This is a genomic window from Caballeronia sp. A2-2, assembly GCF_057612605.2.
Window position 1 is genome coordinate 609,200 of the sequence record NZ_JBVFIR010000004.1, and the last position, 24,834, is coordinate 634,033.

The following is a 24,834-nucleotide window of genomic DNA, read 5'->3' on the forward strand; positions in this document are numbered from 1 at the left end:
CTTTTGATTTAGCGCAGCACTTTGCCGCCCGCAGCCACCGTGACCGCGATGATCAACACGCCATACACAATGGAGCGCACGCCCGCATCCGCGCCCACGGCATTCAGCACGGCATTGGTGAGAAACAGGAACATCGACGCGCCCCACACGCCGGTAATGGTCGGCTTGCCACCGGTCACGAGCGTGCCGCCGATCACCACGACCGCAATCGAAATCAACATGTATTCCACGCCCATGTCGAGCGATGCACCGCCCGACACCGCCGACAGCAGCAGCGCGGTAATGGCCGCGATCATCGACGAAAGCACATAAGCCAGACAGCGCGTGCGATGCACATTCACACCCGCCAGCCACGCCGCGCGCGAGTTCTGTCCGATGGCGGACAGCTTGCGTCCATACACCGCGCGATGCAGCAGCACCGAAAGCGCAATCGACAAAACAAGCGCTACCAAAGCGATATAAGGAATGTTGAACAAACGCCCCGTTGCAAACGCACCGAGCGCGGGCGGCGGTGGCGGCAACTGCCGCCCTTGCGTGATCGCAATCGACTGAATGATGAAGCTCGACGACAACGTCGCGATGATCGGCGGAATGCGCAGCAGGCGAATCAACGCATAATTCGCGAACCCGATTGCCGCGCCCACGCCCAGCACCGCCGCGATGCCGAGCGCGATATCGCCGTTCGCGCCATGCATCACATGCATGCCGACGACACCGGCAAGCGCGATGGCGGACGGCACCGACAGATCGATATTGCCCACGCCCGAGGTGATGACGAGCATCTGCCCGAGACCGACGAGCACCATGAAAACGCCATACGTCAGCGCGGTTTGCGCGACATTGCTCGCAATGCCCACGCCAAAGATAGCGACGATGACGAACCACACGAGCACCGCCCCGACGAAGGACCACGCCCACGGCGCCTGAATACTTCGGAAGCGTGCGCGCGCGCCGCTTTCTTCCGCGATGGTTTCGCTCTGCGTTTGCGGGCTCATTGGCGCTCTCCACGCTGCAACAGCACGCGCAACGACAACACGACGATCAGAATCGCGCCCTGCATGCCGACCTGCCAGTCCGCCGAGATATTCAGGAATGCGAGGAATGATGCCGCGAGCGTCAGCGTGATCGCGCCGAGCACCGCGCCCACCACCGACACACGTCCGCCGATGAACTCGCCGCCGCCGAGGATCACCGCTGCGATCGAAAGCAAGGTATAGCGCAGCGCGAGGTTCGCATCGGCGGACGTAGTGAGGCCAAGCAGCGAAAGACCCGACAGCACGCCGAAGATGCCCGCTATGCCATACAGCGTCGCCTTGCTGCGCGTGAGCGACCAGCCGAAGCGGCGCATCGCGCGCGGATTGCCGCCCGCCCCGCGTATGCGCACGCCCGCCGACGAGCGCATCAACAGCACATGCCCGATGATCGCGATCAGCACGGACCACACGATAGGCGCGGCGATCAACGGCGTCTGATAGTTCATCGCGGTGCCGAGCCACGCGGGACTTGCGCCGCCCGGCGAAGGCAGCAGCACGATGGCCAATCCGCTCCATACGAACGAAAGCCCGAGCGTGACGACAATCGACGGTATCTGCCGCATTTCGATCAACGCGCCGACCGCCGCATACGCGAGCACGCAGCCGACGAGCGCGAGCACGCCGAGCCACGGCGTCTTAACCAGCAGCGTCGCGCCGATGCACGCAACGAGACTCACGAACGGCCCGATGGACAGATCGAGATCGTTGACGGTGATGATCGCGAGTTGCGCAAGCGTCGCGAGCACGATGGGCACCGCGAGATTGAGCAGCAGGCTCGAACCGAAATAGCTCATCACCGCAGGCTGCATGACGAGGATCGGCACGAGCACCGCGACGAGCGAAATGGCCGGAAGCATCGCGCGCAGGCGCGCTTGTGTGATCGCCAGACTCATGCGGCCTGCTCCTCGAAACTGGCTGCGAGCAGCGCGTCTTCCGTGCATTCGTCGGCACGCAATACACGCGTTACCGCGCCCGCGCGGAACACATACGTGCGGTCGCAGTGAGACAGTTCTTCGTTTTCTGTCGTGTACCAGATGAACGTGCGGCCCTTCGCGGCTTCGTCGTGAACGAGTTGATAGATGTCGCGCTTGGTGCCGACATCGACGCCGCGCGTGGGATCGTCCATGAGGATTAAATCCGCATTCGATGCCAGCGCCCGCGCGAACAATACCTTCTGCTGATTGCCGCCCGAGAGCGACAAAATGCCTGCATTCATGGATGCCCCGCGTATGCCGATCTTCGTGCGCCATGCTTCGACCACTTCACGCGCTGCCGCGAAATCGACGAGACCGCGCCCTGCTTTCGCGCCGCCGAACAGCCAGCGTAAATCCAGATTCTGCGCGATGGACCATACCGGAAACACGCCATCGCGCGCACGGTCGCCCGCGACGAAGGCCACTTTCGCGCGGCCTTGTCCGTGGCCTGTCGCGGCTTCGTAAATACTTAGCAATGCTTCCGTTTGCCCTTGTCCCGCGAGGCCCGCGAAGCCGACTACTTCGCCGCGCACTGCATCGATAGCGGTTTGCTTTTTAGCGCCTGCCTGCCAGTGGAAATGCCGTTCGTCGCTGCGTTCTGCTTTCAAACGCGCCGCGCCCGGCGTTCGGTCCGCTTCGAGATGTTGACCCATCGCCTGAATGATCGCTTCGCGGCTCGACTGTTCACGCGACAACACGCCGACGATGCCGCCATCGCGCATCACCGCCACGCGATCCGCCACGCGCTCGATTTCGCCGAGCATGTGCGTGATGAGCACACACGTGATGCCGCTTTCCGCCGCGTGCCGCACGAACGCGAGCAACTGATCGGCGGTGTGGGCATCGAGCGAGGACGTGGGTTCATCGAGAATCACGAGACGCACGGGCGTGTCCGTCACCGTGAAACCGCGCGCGATTTCCACCATCTGTTGCTGCGTGAGCGTGAGATCGCGCACGAGTTCGTTGCCCTTCAAACCGTTGCCCGGAAAGATGGCTTCGAGCTTCTCGCGCATCAACGCAGTCGCACGGCGCCGCCATCCGCGTCCCTTCAATTGCGGATGCACGATGCACATGTTCTCCGCCACCGTCAGGTTCGCGCACAGCGAAAGCTCCTGAAACACGCAGCGCACACCGGCTTCGCGCGCGGCGTTGGCATCGTAATGCGGCGCGTGTTGTCCATCCACTTCGATGCCGCCCTGCGTCGGCGGATACACGCCCGCGAGCACCGCCATCAGCGTGGACTTGCCCGCGCCGTTGTGTCCCGCGATGCCCACGCACTCGCCCGCCCTGAAGGCAAAGCTCACGTCGGACAACGCACGCACGCGCCCGAAGCTCTTGCCGATGCCTTCGAAACGGATCAGCGCGCCGCCTTCATCTCCATCGTTTGTGCTCATTCACCTCTCCATGCAGCGCTTATTTCTTGTCGAGCAGCGCGACGGTTTGCGGCAGCGTGTAGGTGACATCCGCGATGCCGCCCGGTGGCGTGGCCGCGAGCTTCGCCGGCAACTCCTGTTGCGAGATGGCGAGCAGCGGCACGTTGATCGTTACTTCCTTGGGGATCTTCTTGCCCGCGAGCACTTGCTGCGCGACCCAGAATGCAAAGCTCACTGCGCCCGGCGGATTCGACAGCGAACGCGATTGATAGCCGCTTTTCGTTTGCTCGTTCCACCATTGAAGCTCGGGATACGTGCTGCCGATGATCATCGGCGGTGCCGGACGATTCGCCGCCTTGAACGCCTGCGCGATGCCGAACGACATCTCGCCTTCGGTCGCCACGCCATCGACTTGCGGGAGCGTCGGCAGAATGCCCGCGACCGCTTTCTGCGCGACGGATTGCGTCCAGTCGCCATTCACGGAACCGACCAGCTTCATGCCGGGATGCTTCTTCATGGCATCGATCACGCCTTCGTGCATGAGGTTATCCACCGAGATGCCCGCCACGCCGCGCACTTCCAGAATATTGCCCTTGCCGTTCAGACGTTCGGCCAAGAAATCCACGCCCTGCTCGGCCCAGCCCTTGAAATCGAAGTTCACGCGATACGCGCACGGCTCGTCCACGATGCCATCGAACGACACGACGACCACGCCCGCCGCGCACGCTTTCTTGATGGTGCCATTGAGCGCCGTGGGCGACACGGCATCGATGACGATGGCGTTATAGCCCTGCAAAATAAGGTTCTGCACCTGCTGCGCCTGCTCGGTGACCTGATTCTCGGCGGTGGTGAACGCGGGCGCGGCGGCGATCTTCTTGTCGCTCACCGCCTGCTGCGAAACCGCGTTCCAGCTCTTGAGCATCGACTGACGCCACGCGTTGCCAGCAAAACTGTTCGAAAGCGCGATCTTCTTTTGCGAGGTGTCGCCCGTGGCGACTTGCGCGTGCGCCACGCCTGCGGTCATGCCTGAAACGAGCGCGCAAGCGAGCGCGGTCTTGAGTCCTGAACGGAACATCGGCTTGTCTCCTGTTTTGATTTTTGGCTTTGCTGCGGGCGAGCGTGGTTCCGCTCAGCGTATTCGAAGCGATGGAATGCGGGCGTGCAAAGACGGCGACAGACAGGAAGCGAAGGGGAACGACATCATCATGAGCACGCCTTTGCAAGAGCGCATCCGCGTAATTGCCGATGCTATGCTTTCAAAACGCTGCCTGGCCTCTCGCCAGTGAATGTGTCTGCGGTCAGGCCAATGACATGCTTGATGCAGTGGTCAGGCCACCAGACCGCCGAGGCAGTATAACGACTGCCTCGGGGTCGTGCAATTCGATTAACGAACGATGAACGAAACGGGTAAGGATGCGCGAATGAACCTGCCGATGGACCTGCCGAACCTCAAGTCCGAGCGCCTCTACCTGAAGATTTCGAACCTGCTGATCGGTCTGATCGATAACGGCACTTACGAGCCGGGACAGGCGTTACCTGCCGAGCGCGATCTGGCGCGGCAACTGGGTGTCGGGCGGTCGTCGGTGCGTGAAGCGCTGATCGCGCTCGAAATCGCGGGCCGCGTGGAGATACGCACCGGCACGGGCGTGTTCGTGCGCGAAGCAGATGCCGCGCAGGCCACGCTCGCCGAGGAAGACGCCGAGGCGTCGTTCAGTGCGGCTGACCTTTTGTCCGCTCGCGCGATGATCGAAGGAGAAATTGCCGCGCTCGCCGCAAAGAACGGCACCGACAAGCAGCGCCGCACGCTCACGCGCATTCTCTCCAAGCTGGAAACGCAATCGGTGCATAACGCGGCTTTCCTCGACGAAGACAAGCGGTTCCATCTTCACATCAGCGAGATGACCGGCAATGCCGTGCTCACCGATGTGATGACCGTGCTCTGGAACAAGCGCTATAGCCCGATGTTCACGCACCTCGAAACCTATTACGCGGACCCGCATATTCCAGTCGCCATGAACGCCGATCATCAGAAGATCGGCGAAGCAATCCTCAATCGCGATGCACGCGCCGCCAAGAACGCAATGCGCGCGCATCTGCGCAATGTGCATCGCCGCTTGTTTGCCGATTGATTCGCACGCCCGTGCTTTGTCTGCGGAACGGCGTTTGCGCGAGTGATGTGGGAGACGCCGCGTTCGGCGTCATCGATCCGGGAGACATCACGATGAAAACGCTCAGCAAACTCGCCCTTTCGCTTTTGATGACCGCGCTTGCGGGAAGTGTCTATGCAGAAGGCGCGCAAACGCAGCCCGGCGCAAGCCGCGGCGCGATGACGGTCAACCCGTCCGCGAAGGATTCGCCTGCCGATCCTGCGCTGGGCACCGATTCGCGCGGCGGCGTATCAAATGGGACAAGCGCCGCGGGCGTGGGCACGACGCAAGGCTCGGGCGGCATGCAGCCACGTCTGGACAAGGGCAACAGCAATTCGGGCCAAGCGACGCCGAACGGCAACGCGCAAGGGCTGTAACCGCGCTCGAAGGACTTTTCAGTTTTCCTTGAAGATCATTCAACTCGCGGCTCAATTATCAAGTCGCGTGGTTGAAAGCAGAATGGCTTCATTGCACGGCGCTTCGCAACTTCATAGCGTGCGCCGCCTTCGGAGCTATCTTCAGAGGAGAAGATCATGTCCTTCAAATCCATCGCACGTACCGTTCTGGCTGCTGTCGGCGTCACGTTGTTTGCTGTTTCCGCCAATGCGTCCATCGACAACAATCTGGTCAAGCCGCAAACGCTCATCGTCGATAAAAGTTTGTCGAAGCATCAAGCGGATCAGCAGATTCGCGCCGCGCGTCTCTATGACACGTTTTGGACCACCGGCGACGAAGCGCAAGCCCGCGAAGCACTCGCCGCCACGTTCACAGATCGCACGTTGCCGCCGGGACGTCCGCAAGGTATCGAAGGACCGCTGGCTGCATCGAAAGGATTTCATGCTGCGGTGTCGGACGTCCACGCTTCCGTCGAACAGATGATCGTGACGGGCGATCGCGTCATCACGCATTTGCGCTTCACGGGGCATTTCACGGGCACGTTCAACGGCGTGCAGGGCAAGGGCCAGCCGGTCGATTTCATCGCGACGGATATCTATCGCGTGCGCGACGGCAAGATCACCGACAACTGGCATCTCGAAGACAACCTCACGTTCCTGCAGCAGCTTGGCGTCGTCGCTAATAAGTGCGCGGTATGATCGCGGCGTCGCATGAATCGGAACGGGAGCCGAAGCGCGTGGACAATCTGGGTGATATCCGGCTGTTCGTGGAAGCAGCCGCGCTGGGCAGTCTGTCCGCTGCGGGGCGCAAGCTCGATCTCTCGCCTGCGGCCGCGAGCGCGCGGCTCGTGCGTCTCGAAGCCGCGCTGAACACCACGCTGTTCGAGCGCACCACGCGCAGCCTCAGACTCACCGACGAAGGCCGCACGTATCTCGCGCACTGCCAGCACGCCCTTCAAACACTCGACGATGCCCACACCGCGCTGCAAGCCGGCCGCGCGGTAGTGAGCGGCAAGCTGCGCGTCTCGGCGACATCGGACTTCGGGCGACACGTGCTGCGCGGATGGCTCGATGCCTTCAACGCGCGGCATCCTGAAGTCAGCATCGCGCTCACGTTGTCGGATTCGCTCGCGCATCTTTTGCAGGACGATATCGATCTGGCGATCCGCTTCGGCGTGCCCGCCGACAGCACGATGATCGCGAAGCGCATGGCGCCGAATCGCCGGGCGTTGTGCGCGTCGCCTGCTTATCTGGAGGCGCATGGTGTGCCGGAGAGCATCGATGCGCTGGCGGGGCATCGCTTCGTGTTGCTGTCGTCGGCGGCGGGCGTCGCGAACGAATGGCGCTTTGCACGCGATGGCGAAACGCACGCGTTCAGCGCGTCGATCGCTCAGGCGCGCGAAACCAACGATGGCGCGCTCGCGCGGCAATGGGCGCTGGAAGGTCACGGCATCGCGATGAAATCGGTGTGGGATATCGGCGCTGATCTGAAGGCCGATCGTCTGCGGATGGTGCTGCCCGAATGGCGCACGCCGGATGTGCCCGTGCATGCGCTGTATCAGCGGCGTCCGTACATGGCGCCGCGTGTGCGCGCGTTGCTCGATGATCTGAGCGAACGCTTCGCCCAAGCAACGAGCGAATTGGAGCCGTATTTAGGCTGAAGGGCGACGCATTGCGCGCCGCCCTTGCTTCACATCATCAACTGCAGAAGGCCGGGTCGCTCATGCTGTCGCGCCCCGTTTCCACGCGACCCGCGAGCCGGCGCACGAACGTTGCATCCGTGCTGACCTTCACTTCGACGTCGTACCAGCCATAAGCACCGCGCAAGTCGAGATAGACCTGCGCCGTGTTGCCGCCCGCGACGCGCTTCGTGATGGTCTTCGACGCATCGTAGGCATTCACGACGGTGAACACGCACGCAGCGGAACCGCGATTTTCCAGCCGCAGTTGCAGGTTGCCGTTCGCCACGTCATAACCTTCCGCGACCACCGGAACCGCCTGCTCCTTCGACCACTGGTTCGCATGCGCGCTTGCCGTGCCCGCGACGCGACGCAGAAAACCGTTAGGACCGTGCACGGTGAAATCGTACGTGCCGTCCTGATTCGCGGTGAGCTGATCCTTCAGACGCTTGTGTGCTTCCACCGTGTAGGTGCGCGGTGCATCCGTGCTGGCGTTGCGATAGAGCAGGAAGACCGCGCCTGCATCGCCGGTATTGATGAAATCGAAGGTCACGCCCTCGCCCGATTTCTCGGCATGCGAGCGCACGAACAACTCATACGGCAACGCACGCGACGGACGCACGCCCGGTTCCTGCTGCGGCAAGGCCTGGGCCACCGGCGGCACCGGAATATAGTCGGGATGCCGAAGTTTGTCCGGTGGTGCGTAGCCGGTCGTGCTCGGCAGCGTCGGCAGGCGGCCGTTCGGATTGCGGAAGTCGAACGCGGACGTCAGATCGCCGCACACTGCACGACGCCACGGCGTGATGTTCGGCTCGGCCAGATCGTGCTGGCGTCCAAAGCGCTTCTGGATGAAGCGAATCACCGACGTATGATCGAACGTTTCCGAGCAGACCCATCCGCCGCGCGACCACGGCGACACGACGAGCATCGGCACGCGCGCGCCGAGACCGTAGTTGCCGGTCGCATACTTCGCACTGCCGGGGAATATTTCGTTGGCCGTGCTCACCGTGGACAAGCCGTTCGCACTCGATGCAGGCGGGAACGCGGGCACGACGTGATCGAAGAAGCCATCGTTTTCGTCGTAATTGATGAGCAGCGCGGTCTTGCTCCACAGATCGGGATTCGACGTGAGCACCTGCAAGACCTGATCGACATACCAAGCGCCATAGTTCGCGGGCCAGTTCGGATGCTCGGAAAACGCTTCCGGCGCGACGATCCACGAAACTTGCGGCAGCGAATTGTTCTGCACGTCCTGCTTGAGAATGCGGAAGTAGTCGTCGCCGGTCAGCGCAGTCGTGCCGCGACGCGCTTTCTCATAGAGCGGGCTGCCGGGCTGCGCGTTCTGGTATTGCGTGAAGTACAGCAGCGAGTTGTCGCCGTAATTGCCGATATATGGGTTATCGCCCGTCCAGCCCCACGAACCCTTCGCATCCAGTCCTTCGCCTTCGTCCTGATAGATCTTCCACGAGATGCCCGCGCGTTCCAGCACTTCCGGGAACGTGGACCAGCCATAACCCACTTCCGCATTGTCGATGACCGGGCCGCCGCCGCTGCCATCGTTGCCAACCCAGCCGGTCCACATGTAGTAGCGGTTCGGGTCCGTCGAGGTATTGGTCGAGCAGTGATATGCGTCGCAGATGGTGAACGCATCGGCGAGTTGATAGTGGAACGGGATGTCGTCGCGGCGCAGATAGGCCATCGTCGTGGTGCCCTTGGCGGGCACCCAGCCATCGTAACGGCCGCCGTTGAACGCTTGTTGACCCGTGGGCCAGTCGTGCGGCAAATCCTGAATGAATTGCAGGCCGAGGTTCGATGCGCCCGGATGGAACGGCAGCAGTTCCGCTGCGCCGCCGAGAAGCGGCTGACTGAACACCGTCTTGCCGTTGGACCGCGTGACCGCCGCCTTGTCGCCGTAGCCGCGCACGCCGCGCAGGCTGCCGAAGTAGTGATCGAAGGAGCGGTTTTCCTGCATCAGCACGACGATGTGCTCGATATCCTCGATCGAGCCGTGGCGATTGTTGGCGGGGATCGCAAGAGCCTGGCGGATGCCCAGCGGCATCACGCTCATTGCGGTGGCGGCGGCGGCCGTTTCAAGGCTCGCGCGCAGGAATTCACGTCGGTTCTTGGTTGTCATGCGTCTCGTGGAAAGCGTGGAATTGTGGGTTTGAAGTGCTAATCGACCGTGTGAATCACCGGTGTCGCCAGTGCATCGGACGCAGTCCGCGCGACGGCGGCTTGACTGGCCGCATCGAGTGCATCTTTAGGTGCGGCCGATGCGGTGTGAGGTGATTCAGTGGACGTGGCCTGACGAGCCCAGTCCTGAAGCTCGTTTCTTTGAAGCTGATTCGGCTGATACGCTTGCGATGCGTCCTTGCCGCTCGCGGAAGCCGATTGTGTCGGCGATGCGTTCGCATCGCCCGTCTGTGCCTGACCGCATGCGGCAACGGTTGCGCATGTGCACACGACGAAAAGCGCCACGAAGGCGTGACGCGCTGGGACAATCGACATGATGTTCTCCGGCGCTTGGGGCTGTTCCACGAGAAGCGCTCGAAGCTTATCCGCCACTTGTGTAAGGAATGTGACTGGGCGGCAATATATGATCGCGGGGTGAAAGGGCTTTCATCGCTTACACCGTTATTTCATCGACATCAAGATACATGGATCAGGCATTCAGTGACGCCGAACGCGAAGCGGTTTATCGCGCGATACGCGAACGACGCGATATGCGGCATTTCACGCGGGAGGCGGTTGCGCCTGCCGTCATGGCGCGGGTGATCGATAGTGCTTTGAATGCGCCTAGCGTGGGGTTTATGCAGCCTTGGCGGATCGTGCGGATCACGAGCGCTTCGCTGCGCGGGCAGCTTCTCGAAGCAGTGGAACAGGAACGTCTGCGCACTGCGGACGCGCTCGGTGAACGGCGTGATGCTTTCATGAAGCTGAAGGTGGAAGGTTTGCGCGAGTGCGCTGAAGTGCTGGTGATGGCGTTGATGGAAGATCGCGAGCGTTACGTGTTTGGGCGGCGCACGCTGCCGGAGATGGATCTTGCGTCGGTGGCTTGCGCGATTCAGAACATGTGGCTTGCGGCGCGGGCGGAGGGGTTGGGGTTGGGGTGGGTGTCGCTGTTTGATCCGCGTGAGGTCGGTGAATTGCTGCATATGCCGGAGGGTGCGCGTGCCGTGGCGATTTTGTGCGTGGGCCATGTCGAGCGCTTTTATGATGCACCTATGCTCGAGACGGAGCGTTGGGCGACGCGGCGTGGGATCGATGAATGTGTGTTTGAGAATGTTTGGCGTGGGGTTAAGGGTTAGCTGGCGCTGGTTCTGGGGATTCTTTTTTCGTGCAAAGGGCTGCTGTTTTCTGGGCTTTTATTGCAGTAGCCGCCTCCCCGGCGGGGGGGTAACTTTCTTTGCTGCTGCAAAGAAAGTCACCAAAGAAAGCAGCTTTTTACACCATGCTCGCTGGCTGGAAAGGGTTGGTCTGGATTAATGATGCAGTGGCCGCAATAGGATGTCCTACGTTTCGCTAAGCACGTGGGCAACCTCGCGATTACGCGCTCGAATCCTTTGGTCTTAGTGGTCCGCATTCATGCTTTCGGCCATGCGCTGCGCGCGCCGAGAACTTTAGAACGGAATCCCGCAGCATATGCGTGCCCAGCCTCCCCACGCGTCATCGCTGTATTGCTATTCGGCCCTACGTTCGTCAGTGCTCCGACTGAAAATAAAACACCAACGCGGCACTAGCGCCGATCTGGGGATTGTGCCTGCGACTGCGCGTGGCTAAGCGTCGAAGCGCTAACCAAGGTTGGGCCGAATAGCAATCTTGCGGCTAAGTGTGATGTGGCTGGGCGCTTATACGCTGCGGGGTTCCGTTCTTACGTTCTCGGCGCGCGAAGCGCATGGCCGAAAGAATGAGCGCGGTCCACTAAGCGTTGATTACTCAAGCGCGAAATCGCGAGGTTGCCTAAGCGACTTGTTATGCGTGGAAAGTCCTATTGCGGCCACTGTATCGTTAATCCAGACCAACCCTCTCCAGCCAGCGTGCATGGGGTAAAAAGCTGCTTTCTTTGGTGACTTTCTTTGCAGCAGCAAAGAAAGTTACCCCCCCGCCGGGGAGGCGGCTACTGCAATAAAGACACAAACAGAAGCAGCCCCTTGCACAACAAGAAAAAACTCAAAACCGATCCAACACCCCAACCTGCACCCCCCGCACCGGCGCACCCGCATACGAAGGCGTCAACCCAGTCACATTAACGCCGCGCAGCGTAAAAGTAGCGCCCCCCCGATTACGCAACCAACCCGCGCTAGCGTAGAGCAGAAGCCGCTTCGACATATCGTACTCACACGCCGCGCTGAACTGGTCAGCGTTATTGTCACCACCAGAGCGATCACGCAAATACGTATAACCAAGCGACGCCCGCAACCTCGAAGTCACCGCATACAACGCTGAAACGGAAGCCCCATCACTGTGATAACGCGGCGCGCCACCATCGCCATTAAAGAACGATAGATAGCTCGTCACCGGCCCAACCACATACGACACACCACCAAGATTCGCCCGCAACGCACCATCGCCATTCGTTTGCTGATGCGCGTACGACACATGCAGCGGACCATTGCGATAGTCGAACGTTTCGATAGAACCCGCGAGCCCGTTGCCATCCGTCGTGCCATCGCGCAGCGAGATCATGAGCGTCGTCGTGAAGCCGTGAATGTCGGGCGACAGATAGGTGATCGCATCGCTCTCGTAAGGGGTGATCTTCGAAAGGTTGTCGAGACCCGATGCAATGGTGCCCGCACCGAACGCATCGAGTTGTCCTTTGAAGGGGATGTAGATCGGCGAATACTGACGCCCCGCGCGCACGGCGCCCCAGTCGCCACCCGCGCCGATCCATGCCTGCCGGTTGAAGATGGTATTGGCGACGGCGAGCGTGCCATCCGCGGAACTGAAGCCGCTTTCAAGCTCGAACAGCAGCGTGTTGCCGCCGCCGATATCCTCCGACCCGCGCAACCCGAAGCGCGAGCCGCGATACGCGCCCGAGTCCATGCGCGCCACATAACCCGCACCCGGATTAGTCACTTCGATGCTGGTATCGAGACTGCCGTACAGCGTCACCGAGCTTTGCGCGCAGACCGGCATCGCGTGAAGGATCAGCGGAAGAAAGGCGGTGCGAATGAAAGGGAAGCGCAAGCGTGAACCCCGTAGAAATCGGCCGATGACGGCGTGCATTCTATGCGGTTCGCACTATGCGCAGAAAACATTTGGTCAGCGCCGCAACACCATTCCCGCCGCTTAAATGGATCTATGCGCCGTCGATGGCCGACCCGTCCTTGTGCACGAAACGGCCATCGGCGTTCGCGCTCATCATGTCCACATCGGAACAGGTCGTGAGGTCTTCATACACGCGCGAACCGACTTCCAGATACACCGCCGCGCGCGATGACCGGTTGATCATGTGATGCCCGTTGCCCGTGCCCTTTGGAAACGCCGCGCAATCGCCTGCGCGCAGAATGGTTTCGCCTTCGTCCTCGACAAGCACGACCTCGCCTTCCAGCACGTAGACGAACTCATCCTCGTGCGAATGCCAGTGACGTTGCGCGGACCAGTTTCCCGGCGGCAAGACCATGAGGTTGACGCCGAAATCGTTGAGGCCACCCGCATCGCCGAGACGTTGACGGATACGATCGGCGCACGGCGCATCGAACGGCGGCGGATAGCCGGAGCCGATACGCTTCGGCACGCTCGCGAGATCGATCTTCGGCATGATGGTCAGCCGTCGCGCAAGTGAGCGAGCGATGCACGCTGCTTGCCGTTCGCATCGAAATTATCGTCGGCGAGCCAGCGTTCGAACGCGCTTTTTACGCGCGGCCAGTCGCGGTCGATGATCGCGTACCACGCCGTATCGCGGTTGCGCCCCTTGTAGACGATCGCCTGTCGAAAGATGCCTTCGAACTCGAAGCCGAGCCGTTGCGCGGTCTTGCGCGAAGGCGCGTTGAGACTGTCGCATTTCCATTCGTAGCGGCGATAACCAAGCGTGTCGAACGCATAGCGCATCAGCAGAAACTGCGCTTCGGTGGAGATGCGCGTTTGCTTGAGGCGCGGCGAAAACGTGACGCTGCCCACTTCGATCACGCCATGCACGGGTTCTATGCGCATCAGCGCGAGCGTGCCGACCGCGCGGCCCGTCGCACGGTCAATGACCGCGTAGTGCAGCGGATCAGCGGATTGCGCGGCCTTCGCCAGATACTCGCGAAACGCATGGAATTCGGTGAATGGTCCGACGAACAGATACGTCCAGTCGCTGGCATCGGACGCTTGCGAATAGGCATCGAAGAGATCGGTTGCGTGCTGCTCGACGGACAGAGGTTCGAGATTGCAGTGCGTACCCTCGATCACAATGCGCGCGGGCCGTTCGCGCGGCGTCCAGTCCGGCACGGTATCGCCGATGGGTTGTCCTGTTTCGTTCGTTCTTGCCATCTGCCCCAAGCTCCTTGAATACGAAGGCGCGACCGTACACGTTCAGCAAAGCGCGAGCGCGGCGGCCGGGTGTGTCTCGCGTACCGTCGCGAACGCGGGCGTCTGCTTGCGCCGCTCGACGGACGGCGCCGCGCCGAATGCTTCGCGATACGCCTTCGAGAAATGACATGCGGATCGAAAGCCGCATGCTACCGTGATTTCCATGATCGACATATCGGTTTGCAAAAGCAATTCGCGCGCGCGGCGCAGGCGCAGGTTCAGATAGAAGTGCATCGGTGAAAGACCGACGTGATCGCTGAACAGCCGCTGCAAATGCCGTTGCGACATGCCCGCGAAACGCGCGAGTTCTTCGGGCGAAAGCGGCTCTTCGATGTTGTTCTCCATCAGCGAGAAGACTTCGAACAGCGACTTGTTGGCCGAGCCGAGCCGCGCGACGAGCGGGAAATTCTGTTGCGCCTCGCGGTCTCGAACACGATCGACGATGAGTTGCTGCGCAATCTGCGTGATGCGCGCGACACCGACTGCGGGCGCGATCAGATTGAGCATCATGTCCAATGGCGCGACGCCGCCCGAACAGGTCACGCGGTCGCGGTCGATCACGAAAAGCTCGCGCAGAAAGCGCGTTTCGGGGAATTCTTCCTTTAATGCTGAGAGGTTTTCCCAGTGGATCGCGCAGGCGTAGCCAGTGAGCAAACCGGCGCGCGCGAGTGCGTATGAGCCGGTGCACAATCCGCCCAGCACACTGCCGCCACGCGCGATACCACGCAACGTCGCGAGATGTTGCGGCGACGTCGCGCGCTGTACATCGATTCCTCCGACGACGAACACGATATCGGGCACTTCCGTTTGCTGCATGGGATGCGTGTCGAGCGAAAGCCCGCTGCTCGCTTCGACCGGACCACCATCTGGACTAACGAGCGACCATCGATAACGTTCGGTGCCGCTAACATAGTTCGCCATCCGAAGCACTTCGATTGCCGTCGTCAACGCAATCAACGTGAAGTTCGGAAGCAGCATGAAGGCGAAGTGCGTGAGGGACGCGGTGCGGTCTTGGTTCATCGTCATATGAAAAAACCTTTTATTGATTGACCGTTCAATATAAAAACCATACCATGTCAAAAATGTCGTGAGACATTCTGGCTATCCCGGATACAGCATCGAGGTCACCATGCCCAAGGTCGGAATGCGCGAAGTGCGCCGCGCGCAACTCATCGACGCCACGCTGCTCACCATCGATCAGGTGGGGCTTTCCGGCGCCACGCTCGCCTCGGTGGCGCAGCGCGCGAGCACGTCCACGGGTATCGTGAGTCATTACTTCGGGGATAAGGACGGCCTGCTCGAAGCCACCATGCGGCACGTTCTGCGCGATCTCTGGCAGGCCACGTCGCGGCGGCGCAAGGCCGCGAAGCCGGACCCGCGTTCGAAGCTGCGCGCGGTCGTCGCGGCGAATTTCGATGTGGAACAGGTGAACGGGCCGGTCATGAAAACGTGGCTCGCGTTCTGGTCGGAAAGCATGCACAAGGCCGAGTTGCGACGCTTGCAGCATGTCAACACGCGGCGGCTCTTTTCCAATCTGTGCGCGGACTTTTCGCGCGTGCTGAGCAAGCCTGCGGCGCGGCGCGCGGCGTCCGGGCTTGCTGCGCTCATCGATGGTTTATGGCTGCGCGGCGCATTGTCCGGCGAGCCGTTCGATACCAAAAGCGCGTTACGTCTGGCTTACGATTACATCGACCTCATGCTTGAGGCGCGTGGATAAAAAAAACGGCACGCCGAAGCGTGCCGCGTTTGCCATGCGTGGTGAAGCGATCAGACCGCCATCACCGTGACCGACTTCGACACGAGATACGGTTCCAACGCTTCCGGTCCGCCTTCCGAGCCATAACCCGAATCCTTCACGCCGCCGAACGGCATTTCAGGCCAGGGCGTGGCGGGCTGATTGATCCAAAGCATGCCGACTTCAAGCTGATTCGTAAGCGTATGCACGTTTTTGAAGCCGCGCGTGAATGCATAGCCCGCGAGACCGTACGGCAGACGATTTGCCTCGGCGATGGCTTCTTCCAGCGAATCGAAACCGCGCACCGCCGCGATCGGGCCGAACGGCTCCGAGTTGAACACATCGGCTTCCAGCGACACATCGGTGATGACCGTCGGCGCGAAGAAATTGCCTGCGCTGCCGATACGCTCGCCACCCGTGGCGATGGTCGCGCCCGTCTTGCGCGCATCGTCGATGATCTTGCTCATGGCCGTCAGCCGGCGCGCATTGGCGAGCGGGCCGAGGGTGGTGCCATCGGCGAGGCCATCGCCCACTTTCAGGCTTTCCGCATGCTTGACGAGCGCCGCGATGAAGTCCTGCCGAATGCTGTTGTGCACGAGGAAACGCGTCGGCGAGATGCACACTTGTCCCGCATTGCGGAACTTCGCCGCACCCGATGCCTTCACGGCCAGTTCCACGTCCGCATCTTCCGCGACGATCACCGGCGCATGGCCGCCGAGTTCCATGGTCGCGCGCTTCATGTGCTGGCCCGCGAGCGCCGCGAGTTGCTTGCCGACCGCCGTGGACCCGGTGAACGTGACCTTGCGGATATCCGGATGCGCGATCAGGAATTGCGAAATCTGCGGCGGATCGCCATACACGAGTTGCACGACGCCCTTCGGCACGCCGGCATCCGCGAATGCACGAATGAGTTCGGCGGGCGATGCGGGTGTTTCTTCCGGCGCCTTCACGATGAACGAACAACCCGTGGCCAGCGCCGCGCATAGTTTGCGCACGACCTGATTGACCGGGAAATTCCACGGCGTGAACGCAGCGACCGGACCGACCGGTTCCTTCACCACCGTCTGCGACGCATTGATATTGCGCGGCGGCACAATGCGGCCATACACGCGGCGGCCTTCATCCGCGAACCATTCGATGATATCCGCCGCCGAATTCACTTCGATGCGCGATTCCGCCAGCGGCTTGCCCTGCTCTTGCGTCATCAGGCGCGCGATGGAGTCTGCCCGTTCGCGGATCAGCGCGGCGGCTTTGCGCATGGTCTGCGCGCGTTCGATCGCGGTGAGTTTGCGCCACGTCGCGAAGCCCCGTTTCGATGCCGCCACCGCGCGTTCCAGATCCTGCGTGCCCGCGCGCGCGACGGTGCCGATCACGTCGCCCGTGGCGGGACTCAGGACGTTGATCGTTTCGCCGGACTGGGCATCACACCACTCGCCGTCGATGAAAAGGCGTGTGTCCGAGTAGCCTGCTGTTGCCATTTATGACCTCCGGTTGGACATTGCTCGCGCGTCTCGCCCGCTTCGGCCGACGCGGGCGCGCGCGTCGCAAAACCTGAATATGTTGCCTCATCTGCGTGCTTTTCGCTCAGACGAGCCTTGCGCGCGCGCCTGCGCGAACCCATCGCACGAGCGTTCAAGTTCGCAAACCCGCTGCCGTAAACCCTCATAGAACGCGCTGTTTGCGCCGTCGCTTATCTCTCCACATCGCCCGCCGCATCGCGGGCCGAAGGTCGATGCCCGTCATCCGCGCGCGGAACACCGGGCGCTGCACGCCTGCTTCGTGGACACGCCATCCGCCTGACTAATTAGTTGCCCGAACGACATGATCGACTTCGTCAACGCATTGATCTTTTCCGATGTCCGATGCCACGCGCGCCGGACTGCTTGCGCGCTCGCGATGGGCGTGTTGCTTGCCGCGTGCGGGGGCGGCGGTGGCGGCGGCAGCGGCTCGACCGCCGACGCGAACACGGCGCGCGCGGGCACGGCGGCCACCACCACGAGCAGCAGCGCAAGCGATGCGAGCGCAGCAAGTGCGGCAAGCGCAGCGAGTGCGGCAGGCGCGGCGGCTGCGCCGACCAGTTCCGATTTGTCGAGCCCGAGTGCGAATCTCGGCACGACATCGACCGGTTCGACGACGAGCGGCAGCACGAATGTGTCATCGGGCACGGGCTCGTCCGTGAGCGGCGGCGCGCCGGCATCGACGGCCAAGTTTTTCTACGGCGCGAACGGGCACAACAACGAAGGCGGCGCCTACGACATCTCGAGCCCGGCTCTGCAGCTTCAGCAATTGCAGGATCTTGGCATCAAGGTGTATCGCAACGAGGTCTATAACCTGGCGAGCGCGAACAAACTCGCTGGTATCGCACGGACGATGGCCGCAGGCGGCGTGACGATCTATCCGGTCATGCTCAAGGGCATCAGCGACATCAACACGGAAACGGATGGCTATAACGCAGGCTTCACGCTCGGCCAGCAAACCGCGACCGCCTACCGCTATGCCTATTACGAGGTGTCGAACGAACTGGCGGGCTCGGTCATCAACACTAATGTCGATGGCGTTTCTCCGCAGCAATACGACAACGCCAAATTCCAGCTCGCACGCGGTGTGATTCGCGGCATGATCGCGGGCGTGAAATCGGTGGACTCGAACGCGACCATCGTGATGGGCGGCAACACGTGGCTGCACTACGGCTTCCTGCAGATGCTCGCCAACGGCACGCAGCCCGACGGCAGCGCGGGTTATCCGGCCGTGAGTTGGGACATTACCGCGTGGCATTGGTATTCGAACATGAATAACATCACGAATGCGTGCGGCGGCACCGGCTGTCATGACGTGCTCGCGGAATTGCAGAAATTCGGCAAGCCTATTTGGATCAATGAATTCGGCGTGCGGCCGACTTACGGATCGGATCAGCAGATCGCCACGTATTTGACAGGCACGCTGATGATGGCGCAGTTCGTGAGCGTGGCCAGTAAATATGACGTCGAGTCCATTCAAATCTACGAACTCTATGACGATCCGGCAGGCGGCGAAGGTCCGTACGGCCTTTTGAAGAACGATGGCGTGACCACTAAACCGGCCTACGATTCATTCAAACAGTTCGTTGCGATCAATCCACGGTAATTTATACTTCCTTCATAAAAATTAGGAATTCATTCCTCGTTTCTGCAGACTAAAGAAAAGTCTTTTCGCAGCCAGAAAAAGTGGCAATCTTTGCTGCACGGCCGTCAACGATCAAGCGAATTTTCCTGTTACGTACGTTTACAATCATACTTAAAGCCGTTAATCTTCATTCCGCTGTCCCGGTTATCGGAAAGCCTTCCCTGAAGTTGCGATTTCGTGAGTTTAGATCGGCAATTTCTACGAACTCTTTCATCCCGCATTAATTACCGAAAGATAGCGGACCTTCGAGCCGATCTCGCGATTACTCAACAAGGTCACACGCGAGCAAACGCAATCGTTTGCTCTCCGCCATCCAGAACGCTTGCTTGATTTTCTGTGCGTCTGGGCGGTTTCGGCGATCAACCCATCTGGCAGTTTGTGCCGCGCTAGGCAGAATCGAGCGCCGCGAACAAGCCGAACAAGACAGGTTGATGCGGAGTGCTCAAGACTTTTTGGTGTGTGAAGCCTCGGACGAACGATGCGCTTCAACCGGTCAGGAGCATGACATTCGCTGAAACACCCAGGCCTTGAGCCGGAAATTTTTCAAGCGTTGCGTTCGACCTTTAGTAATGCTAACTGCCATGAAGAATCGTACTCAAATCGCTGCCCTCCTCTCCACGATCTCCGCGCGCAAAGTCACCGCGCTTGGCACCGCCCTGCTCACAAGCGTGATGCTCGCCGCTTGCGGCGGCGGCACCGAGAACGCCCTCGAAGCCACCGCCAAGAGCGCCAGCGCGGACAACTTGCCGGAATCCACCGCGAAGGCAGCGACGAACGGTTCGATCTTCTACGGCATGAACACCCATGTCAGCAACGGCGGCGCATACGATCAGGTGACGCCCGGCACCATGCTGAACCAGTTGAAAGACCTGGGCGTGAAAATCGTTCGTAACGATGTGTACAGCCAGTCGTCCGCGAACATGGTGGCGAAGAGCGCGGCGACGTTCGCGGCGGGCGGCGTGCAGATGTATCCGGTCATCATGGTCGGCAACAACTACGGCAGCGAGCAGGACGCCTATAACGCGGGTTACTCGCTCGGTCAGATCGTGGCGAAGTCGTACAACTATCAATACTTCGAAGTGGGCAACGAACTGGAAGCCGCCGCACTCGCGGGCAACTTCGACGGCGTGTACAACCAGCACTACAACAATCAGCCGTTCACGGTGGCGCGCGGCGCGATTCGCGGCATGATCGCGGGCGTGAAGTCGGTGAATTCGTCGGCGAAGATCATCGTGGGTGGCACGTGGCTGCACTACGCGTTCTTCCAGATGCTCGCCAGCGGCACGCAGCCGGACGGCAGCACGGGTCATCCGGCGGTGAACTGGGATATCACCTCGTGGCACTGGTACTCGAACGAAGGCAACATCACCAACGCGTGCGGCGGCACGGGCTGTCACGATGTGCTCGGCGTGCTCCAGGCCATGGGCAAGCCGATCTGGATCAACGAATACGGCGTGCGTCCCGACTTCGGCAACAACAACCAGATCGCGTCCTACATGACCGGCACCACGATGATGATGCAGTACTACAACGTCGCGGCGAAGTACAACGTTCAATCGATCCAGCAGTTCGAGCTGTATGACGACAGCGAAGGCAACTATGGCCTGATGGCATCCGACGGCAAATCGCTGAAGGCAGCTTTCTACGCGGTCAAGGCCTTCATCCTGAATCACCCGAAGTAAGCATTCGAGTTTCAAGCGGATCGCGTAAGCGCGATCGTTGACTGACAGCAGCAAAAAGCCCGGGCGCATGACAACATGCGCCCGGGCTTTTTTGCGTTCGCGAAAGCGCAAGCGTTGCGCGGATGCACTCGAAAACGAACATGTGCGCGCGTCAAAGGAAAAGAATTGTCGCGGCGCGCGGATGTGGCATGAAGCGGTTTGCTGCCAAAACCTTGAGGAATCCACTATTTAAGTCTGCTTTGCGAAATTCGTTCGCTTTGGCCTAAAGGTTTTCCCTAGTCCGTCATTCCGGCTTCGCAGCAGCATCATCTTCGCTTAGTCATCCGAATGTTCGCATCCGAACATCTCGAAATATCGGATCGACTCGACGAAACCAACAACACGGAGCTCCATCTTGAGAACAGTCGTCGGCTTGCGCTGGTGGATCATCGCGCTCGTCTGCGCCGGGACGATCGTCAATTACCTGTCGCGCAATGCGCTCGGCGTGATGGCGTCGGAACTGAAGACGCTCATGAACATGAGCACGCAGCAATATTCGTATGTGGTCGGCGCGTTTCAGGTCGGCTACACGATCATGCAGCCGGTATGCGGACTGATCGTCGATGTCATTGGCTTGCGGCTCGGCTTCGCGCTGTTCGCTTGCTTATGGTCAGCTACCGGTGTCGCGCACGCATTCGCAGGCGGCTGGATGTCGCTCGCCGCGTTGCGCGGTTTCATGGGCTTGTTCGAGGCCGCCGCCATTCCTGCAGGCCTCAAGGCCGTCGCCGAATGGTTTCCCAATCGCGAGAAATCGGTCGCGGTCGGATACTTCAACGCGGGCACATCGCTCGGTTCGCTGTTCGCGCCGCCGCTCGTCGTGTTTCTTTCGCTGCGCTACGGCTGGCAAAGCGCGTTCGCCGTGACGGGCGCGCTCGGCTTCGTCTGGGCCGCGCTTTGGTACGCACTGTATCGGCCGCCGGCGGGGCATCCGCGTCTTGGCGAGAAGGAACGCGCGTTGATCGCGGACGGCCAGACGCCCGTCCATGGCAACGCGCACGAAAAGCGGCGCATCCGCGAAGTGCTCGGAACGCGGCGCTTCTGGGCCATCGCGCAGGCGCGCTTTTTCGCGGAACCGGCGTGGCAGACGTTCAGCTTCTGGATTCCGCTCTATCTCGCCACCGAACGCCACATGGATCTCAAGCAGATCGCGCTGTTCGCGTGGCTGCCGTTTCTTGCGGCCGATCTCGGCGGGTTGTTCGGCGGCTATCTTTCGCCTTTCTTGATGAAGCGTCTGCGCATGCCGCTCGTGGCGTCGCGCATCGTGGGCGTGGTGCTCGGCGCGTTCATGATGATCGGCCCGGCGTGCATCGGGCTGGTGGCATCGCCCTATGAAGCGATCGCGTTGTTCTGCGTCGGTGGCTTCGCGCATCAGATGATCTCGGCGCTCGTCAACACGCTCGCCGCCGATGTATTCGCGCCCGGCGAAGTGGGCACCGCTGCGGGCTTCGCGGGCATGGCCGCGTGGATCGGCGGACTCGGGTTTTCGCTCATGGTCGGCGCACTCGCGGATTCGGTCGGTTACGGGCCGCTGTTCGGCGCGCTCGGCGCGTTCGATCTGATCGGCGCGGCGCTGCTCGTGATCCTCATGCGCGGCGTGCGCACGGAAACATTCGCGGATCGCGGGGAGCCCCGCACCAGCAACGCGATGCAATAGTCAGTCACCGGTGAACATCATGGCAACTTTGAATCATCCCCCGATTTTCTCCGTCGCGAGCATCGAGCATGGGCACGTCACGCTCGAATCGCACGAAGGCTGCAAGATTCACCTCTTTTCGGTCGCGGACGACATCATCCGCGTGCTCGTGCTGCCGCAAGGCGAAGTGCTCGGACCGCGCACATGGGCAATCGCGCCGGGCGAGGAAGACGTTCCGCTCACCGGCCGCGACCGGATGGACACGAGCGGTTTCAACGCGAGCGGTGGCCGTCTGGTCTACGACGACCGCGAACTCATGATAGAAACGCCCTGCCTGCGCATGACGATCACGCTCAACGGCGGCTTCATCGCGTGGGATATTTTGCGCGGCAAGCTGTGGCATCGCGTGATGAACGACCGCAAGACGCAGGCGTACAACTTCGGCTGGTGGGACGAGCGCGTCTATCACTATATCGAGCGCAAGCCGGGCGAGATGTACGTGGGACTGGGCGAACGGGCGGGCGCGCTCGACCGCGCGAACGCGAGCTTCGAAATGCGCAATGTCGATGCAATGGGCTACAGCGCGCGCACGACCGACCCTTTGTACAAGCACATTCCGTTCTATGTGACGTGGCAGCCGGAGACATCGACGGGCTTCGGGCTGTTCTACGACACGCTGTCCGACTGCCGCTTCGACATGGGTCGCGAACTGGACAATTATCACGGGCACTATCGTCACTTCGTCGCGGAGCATGGCGATCTCGACTATTACTTCATCGCGTCGCCGGATACGCCGCTCAACGCCGTGCGCCGCTTCACATGGCTCACGGGCCGTCCCGCGTGGATGCCCAAGTGGGGACTCGGCTATTCCGGCTCGACCATGAGCTACACGGATGCCCCGAACGCGCAGCATCGCATGAACGAATTCATCGACCGATGCCGCGAGCACGACGTTCTGTGCGACTCGTTCCATCTGTCATCGGGCTATACGTCGATCGGCAACAAGCGTTACGTGTTCAACTGGAATCGCGAGAAGTTTCCGGATATCGACGGCTTCGTGCGCGGCTTTCTGGATGAAGGCGTGCGCCTGTGTCCGAACATCAAGCCGTGTTTGCTGCGCGATCATCCCGAGTTCGATGACGTCGCCCGCGCGCGCCTGCTGATCGAGGCGCGCGACGGTCAGCCCGCGTGGGTGCAGTTCTGGGACGAAGTGGGCGCGTATCTCGACTTCACGAATCCCGACACCATCGACTGGTGGAAGGCGCGCATCAAGGAAAGGCTGTTGCGGCATGGCATTGCATCGACCTGGAACGACAACAACGAGTTCGAAATCTGGACCGACGATGCCATCGCGCAAGGCTTCGGCCAGCCGTTTTCCGCACGCGAAGCGAAGGTCCTGCAAACGCAACTGATGATGCGCGCCTCACGCGATGCACAACGCGAACATGCGCCGGATACGCGGCCGTTTCTCGTCTCGCGCGCGGGTGGCGTCGGCATGCATCGCTATGTGCAGACGTGGTCGGGCGACAACTTCACCTCGTGGGAGACGCTGCGCTTCAACCTGAAGATGGGTCTGGGTCTGGCGATGTCGGGCGTATCGAACAGCGGCCACGATATCGGCGGTTTCGCCGGTCCCGCGCCCGGTCCGGAACTGCTTGCGCGCTGGGTGGCGTTCGGTATATTTCTGCCGCGCTTTTCCATTCATTCGTGGAACGACGACGGCACCGTCAACGAACCGTGGATGTATCCCGAGACCACGCGCGTCATCGCCGATCTGATCAAGCTGCGCTACCGGTTCATTCCGTATCTGTATGAATTGCTGTGGCAGTCGCACGAGGCTTACGAGCCGGTGCTGCGCCCGATGTTCGCCGAATTTCCGAACGATCCGCGCTGCCTGCACGACGGCGACGACATGATGCTCGGCGCGGCCTTGCTGGTCGCGCCCGTGGTCGAGCCGGGTCAGAGCGAGCGCACGGTGTATCTGCCGATGGGCGCGCGGTGGGCATCGTACTGGACGGGCGAAGTGTTCGAAGGCGGCCAGACGATCACCCTGCCCGCGCCGTGCGACCGGCCTGTGATGCTGATTCGCGAAGGGCACGTCATGCCGTTGAACATCGCGGAGCAGCACTTCGCGAAACCGGCGGATGAACGCGCGTTCATCGCGCTGCCGCGTGCGGAGGAAGGCAATGCGCTGGGCGATTGCATCGAGGACGATGGCGAAACGAACGCGTGGCGCGATGGCGCGCAGGGACGCTGGCGGGTCGTCATCGGAAGCGATGCGCGAAGTCTGCGGATCGCGATTGCGCGCGTGGGGCGAATGCCGCATGCGCAGGAGGAAGTGCGCGTGAGCGTGCCGGCATCGGAACGGCGCGATGTCACGTGCATGGTAGGTGAATTGACCGGTGACCGCGTAGAAGGCGGATGGCGCCATCTCACCGTGCGGTTGCCTTGAAACATAGCAAGGAAAA

At 61.3% G+C, this 24,834-nt stretch carries 22 protein-coding genes and 1 pseudogene; 11 read left to right on the forward strand and 12 right to left on the reverse strand.

Annotated elements, in window-relative coordinates:
- Positions 1-8: 8 nt before the first annotated feature.
- The 4 genes from ACZCWR_RS33780 to ACZCWR_RS33795 are packed head-to-tail and all read right to left on the reverse strand — an operon-like array spanning position 9 to position 4,456.
- Positions 9-995, reverse strand: coding sequence for an ABC transporter permease (locus ACZCWR_RS33780; protein ID WP_487306431.1), 987 nt, complete (start codon positions 993-995; stop codon positions 9-11).
- Complete coding sequence (locus ACZCWR_RS33785) at positions 992-1,927, reverse strand: ABC transporter permease (protein WP_487306432.1); 936 nt, start codon at positions 1,925-1,927, stop codon at positions 992-994. Before ACZCWR_RS33785 ends, ACZCWR_RS33780 begins: the two co-directional genes overlap by 4 nt.
- A complete protein-coding gene (locus ACZCWR_RS33790; protein WP_487306433.1) occupies positions 1,924-3,402 on the reverse strand; it encodes a sugar ABC transporter ATP-binding protein in 1,479 nt (492 codons plus the stop codon). Before ACZCWR_RS33790 ends, ACZCWR_RS33785 begins: the two co-directional genes overlap by 4 nt.
- 19 nt (positions 3,403-3,421) lie before the next feature.
- Positions 3,422-4,456, reverse strand: coding sequence for a substrate-binding domain-containing protein (locus ACZCWR_RS33795; RefSeq protein ID WP_487306434.1), 1,035 nt, complete (start codon positions 4,454-4,456; stop codon positions 3,422-3,424).
- A gap of 4 nt (positions 4,457-4,460) precedes the next feature.
- Between ACZCWR_RS33795 and ACZCWR_RS33800 the strand changes: the two genes are divergently transcribed.
- The 5 genes from ACZCWR_RS33800 (at position 4,461) to ACZCWR_RS33820 (ending at position 7,584) form a co-directional block, all read left to right on the forward strand.
- Entirely contained in the window at positions 4,461-4,667 is a 207-nt protein-coding gene (locus ACZCWR_RS33800; RefSeq protein ID WP_488876532.1) for a hypothetical protein, read from the forward strand.
- A gap of 147 nt (positions 4,668-4,814) precedes the next feature.
- Positions 4,815-5,510, forward strand: a complete 696-nt coding sequence (locus ACZCWR_RS33805; protein WP_487306815.1) for a FadR/GntR family transcriptional regulator — start codon at positions 4,815-4,817, stop codon at positions 5,508-5,510.
- A gap of 92 nt (positions 5,511-5,602) precedes the next feature.
- Positions 5,603-5,905 carry a hypothetical protein gene (locus tag ACZCWR_RS33810; RefSeq protein WP_487306436.1) on the forward strand — a complete coding sequence of 101 codons (303 nt, stop codon included), beginning with the start codon at positions 5,603-5,605 and terminating at the stop codon, positions 5,903-5,905.
- Between the two features lie 156 nt (positions 5,906-6,061).
- Positions 6,062-6,622 carry an ester cyclase gene (locus ACZCWR_RS33815; protein WP_487306437.1) on the forward strand — a complete coding sequence of 187 codons (561 nt, stop codon included), beginning with the start codon at positions 6,062-6,064 and terminating at the stop codon, positions 6,620-6,622.
- Between the two features lie 38 nt (positions 6,623-6,660).
- Positions 6,661-7,584, forward strand: a complete 924-nt coding sequence (locus ACZCWR_RS33820) for a LysR family transcriptional regulator (protein ID WP_487306438.1) — start codon at positions 6,661-6,663, stop codon at positions 7,582-7,584.
- 37 nt (positions 7,585-7,621) lie between these two features.
- Here ACZCWR_RS33820 and ACZCWR_RS33825 read toward each other — a convergent pair whose 3' ends face one another.
- Positions 7,622-9,736 carry a phosphocholine-specific phospholipase C gene (locus tag ACZCWR_RS33825; RefSeq protein ID WP_487306439.1) on the reverse strand — a complete coding sequence of 705 codons (2,115 nt, stop codon included), beginning with the start codon at positions 9,734-9,736 and terminating at the stop codon, positions 7,622-7,624.
- 38 nt (positions 9,737-9,774) lie between these two features.
- Entirely contained in the window at positions 9,775-10,110 is a 336-nt protein-coding gene (locus ACZCWR_RS33830; RefSeq protein ID WP_487306440.1) for a hypothetical protein, read from the reverse strand.
- Between the two features lie 149 nt (positions 10,111-10,259).
- Between ACZCWR_RS33830 and bluB the strand changes: the two genes are divergently transcribed.
- Entirely contained in the window at positions 10,260-10,910 is a 651-nt protein-coding gene (gene bluB / locus ACZCWR_RS33835) for a 5,6-dimethylbenzimidazole synthase (RefSeq protein ID WP_487306441.1), read from the forward strand.
- Between the two features lie 862 nt (positions 10,911-11,772).
- Here the strand turns inward: bluB and ACZCWR_RS33840 are convergent.
- The 4 genes and pseudogenes from ACZCWR_RS33840 to ACZCWR_RS33855 form a co-directional block, all read right to left on the reverse strand.
- Complete coding sequence (locus ACZCWR_RS33840) at positions 11,773-12,738, reverse strand: porin (protein ID WP_487306816.1); 966 nt, start codon at positions 12,736-12,738, stop codon at positions 11,773-11,775.
- A 163-nt stretch (positions 12,739-12,901) separates the two neighbouring features.
- Positions 12,902-13,363 (reverse strand): cupin domain-containing protein, encoded by a 462-nt coding sequence (locus ACZCWR_RS33845; RefSeq protein WP_487306442.1) that lies wholly within the window; start codon positions 13,361-13,363, stop codon positions 12,902-12,904.
- 14 nt (positions 13,364-13,377) lie between these two features.
- Positions 13,378-14,076, reverse strand: a pseudogene (locus tag ACZCWR_RS33850) (GNAT family N-acetyltransferase); the annotation flags it as partial.
- 42 nt (positions 14,077-14,118) lie between these two features.
- Complete coding sequence (locus tag ACZCWR_RS33855; RefSeq protein WP_487306817.1) at positions 14,119-15,135, reverse strand: GlxA family transcriptional regulator; 1,017 nt, start codon at positions 15,133-15,135, stop codon at positions 14,119-14,121.
- Between the two features lie 109 nt (positions 15,136-15,244).
- Here ACZCWR_RS33855 and betI point away from each other — a divergent pair, with 109 nt between their 5' ends.
- Positions 15,245-15,832 (forward strand): transcriptional regulator BetI, encoded by a 588-nt coding sequence (gene betI / locus ACZCWR_RS33860; RefSeq protein ID WP_487306443.1) that lies wholly within the window; start codon positions 15,245-15,247, stop codon positions 15,830-15,832.
- A 50-nt stretch (positions 15,833-15,882) separates the two neighbouring features.
- Here the strand turns inward: betI and ACZCWR_RS33865 are convergent, their stop codons facing one another.
- Positions 15,883-17,328, reverse strand: a complete 1,446-nt coding sequence (locus ACZCWR_RS33865) for an NAD-dependent succinate-semialdehyde dehydrogenase (RefSeq protein ID WP_487306444.1) — start codon at positions 17,326-17,328, stop codon at positions 15,883-15,885.
- 261 nt (positions 17,329-17,589) lie between these two features.
- Positions 17,590-18,015, reverse strand: coding sequence for a hypothetical protein (locus ACZCWR_RS33870; protein ID WP_487306445.1), 426 nt, complete (start codon positions 18,013-18,015; stop codon positions 17,590-17,592).
- Here ACZCWR_RS33870 and ACZCWR_RS33875 point away from each other — a divergent pair.
- The 4 genes from ACZCWR_RS33875 (at position 18,002) to ACZCWR_RS33890 (ending at position 24,818) form a co-directional block, all read left to right on the forward strand.
- Positions 18,002-18,973 carry a glycosyl hydrolase gene (locus tag ACZCWR_RS33875; protein ID WP_487306446.1) on the forward strand — a complete coding sequence of 324 codons (972 nt, stop codon included), beginning with the start codon at positions 18,002-18,004 and terminating at the stop codon, positions 18,971-18,973. The two genes, ACZCWR_RS33870 and ACZCWR_RS33875, sit on opposite strands and share 14 nt — an antisense overlap.
- Before the next feature lie 620 nt (positions 18,974-19,593).
- Entirely contained in the window at positions 19,594-20,694 is a 1,101-nt protein-coding gene (locus tag ACZCWR_RS33880; RefSeq protein ID WP_487306447.1) for a lipopolysaccharide biosynthesis protein, read from the forward strand.
- Positions 20,695-21,088: 394 nt separating this feature from the next.
- On the forward strand, positions 21,089-22,387 hold the full coding sequence (locus tag ACZCWR_RS33885; RefSeq protein ID WP_487306448.1) for an MFS transporter: 1,299 nt from the start codon (positions 21,089-21,091) through the stop codon (positions 22,385-22,387).
- A 19-nt stretch (positions 22,388-22,406) separates the two neighbouring features.
- Positions 22,407-24,818 (forward strand): TIM-barrel domain-containing protein, encoded by a 2,412-nt coding sequence (locus ACZCWR_RS33890; protein ID WP_487306449.1) that lies wholly within the window; start codon positions 22,407-22,409, stop codon positions 24,816-24,818.
- Positions 24,819-24,834 lie beyond the last annotated feature (16 nt).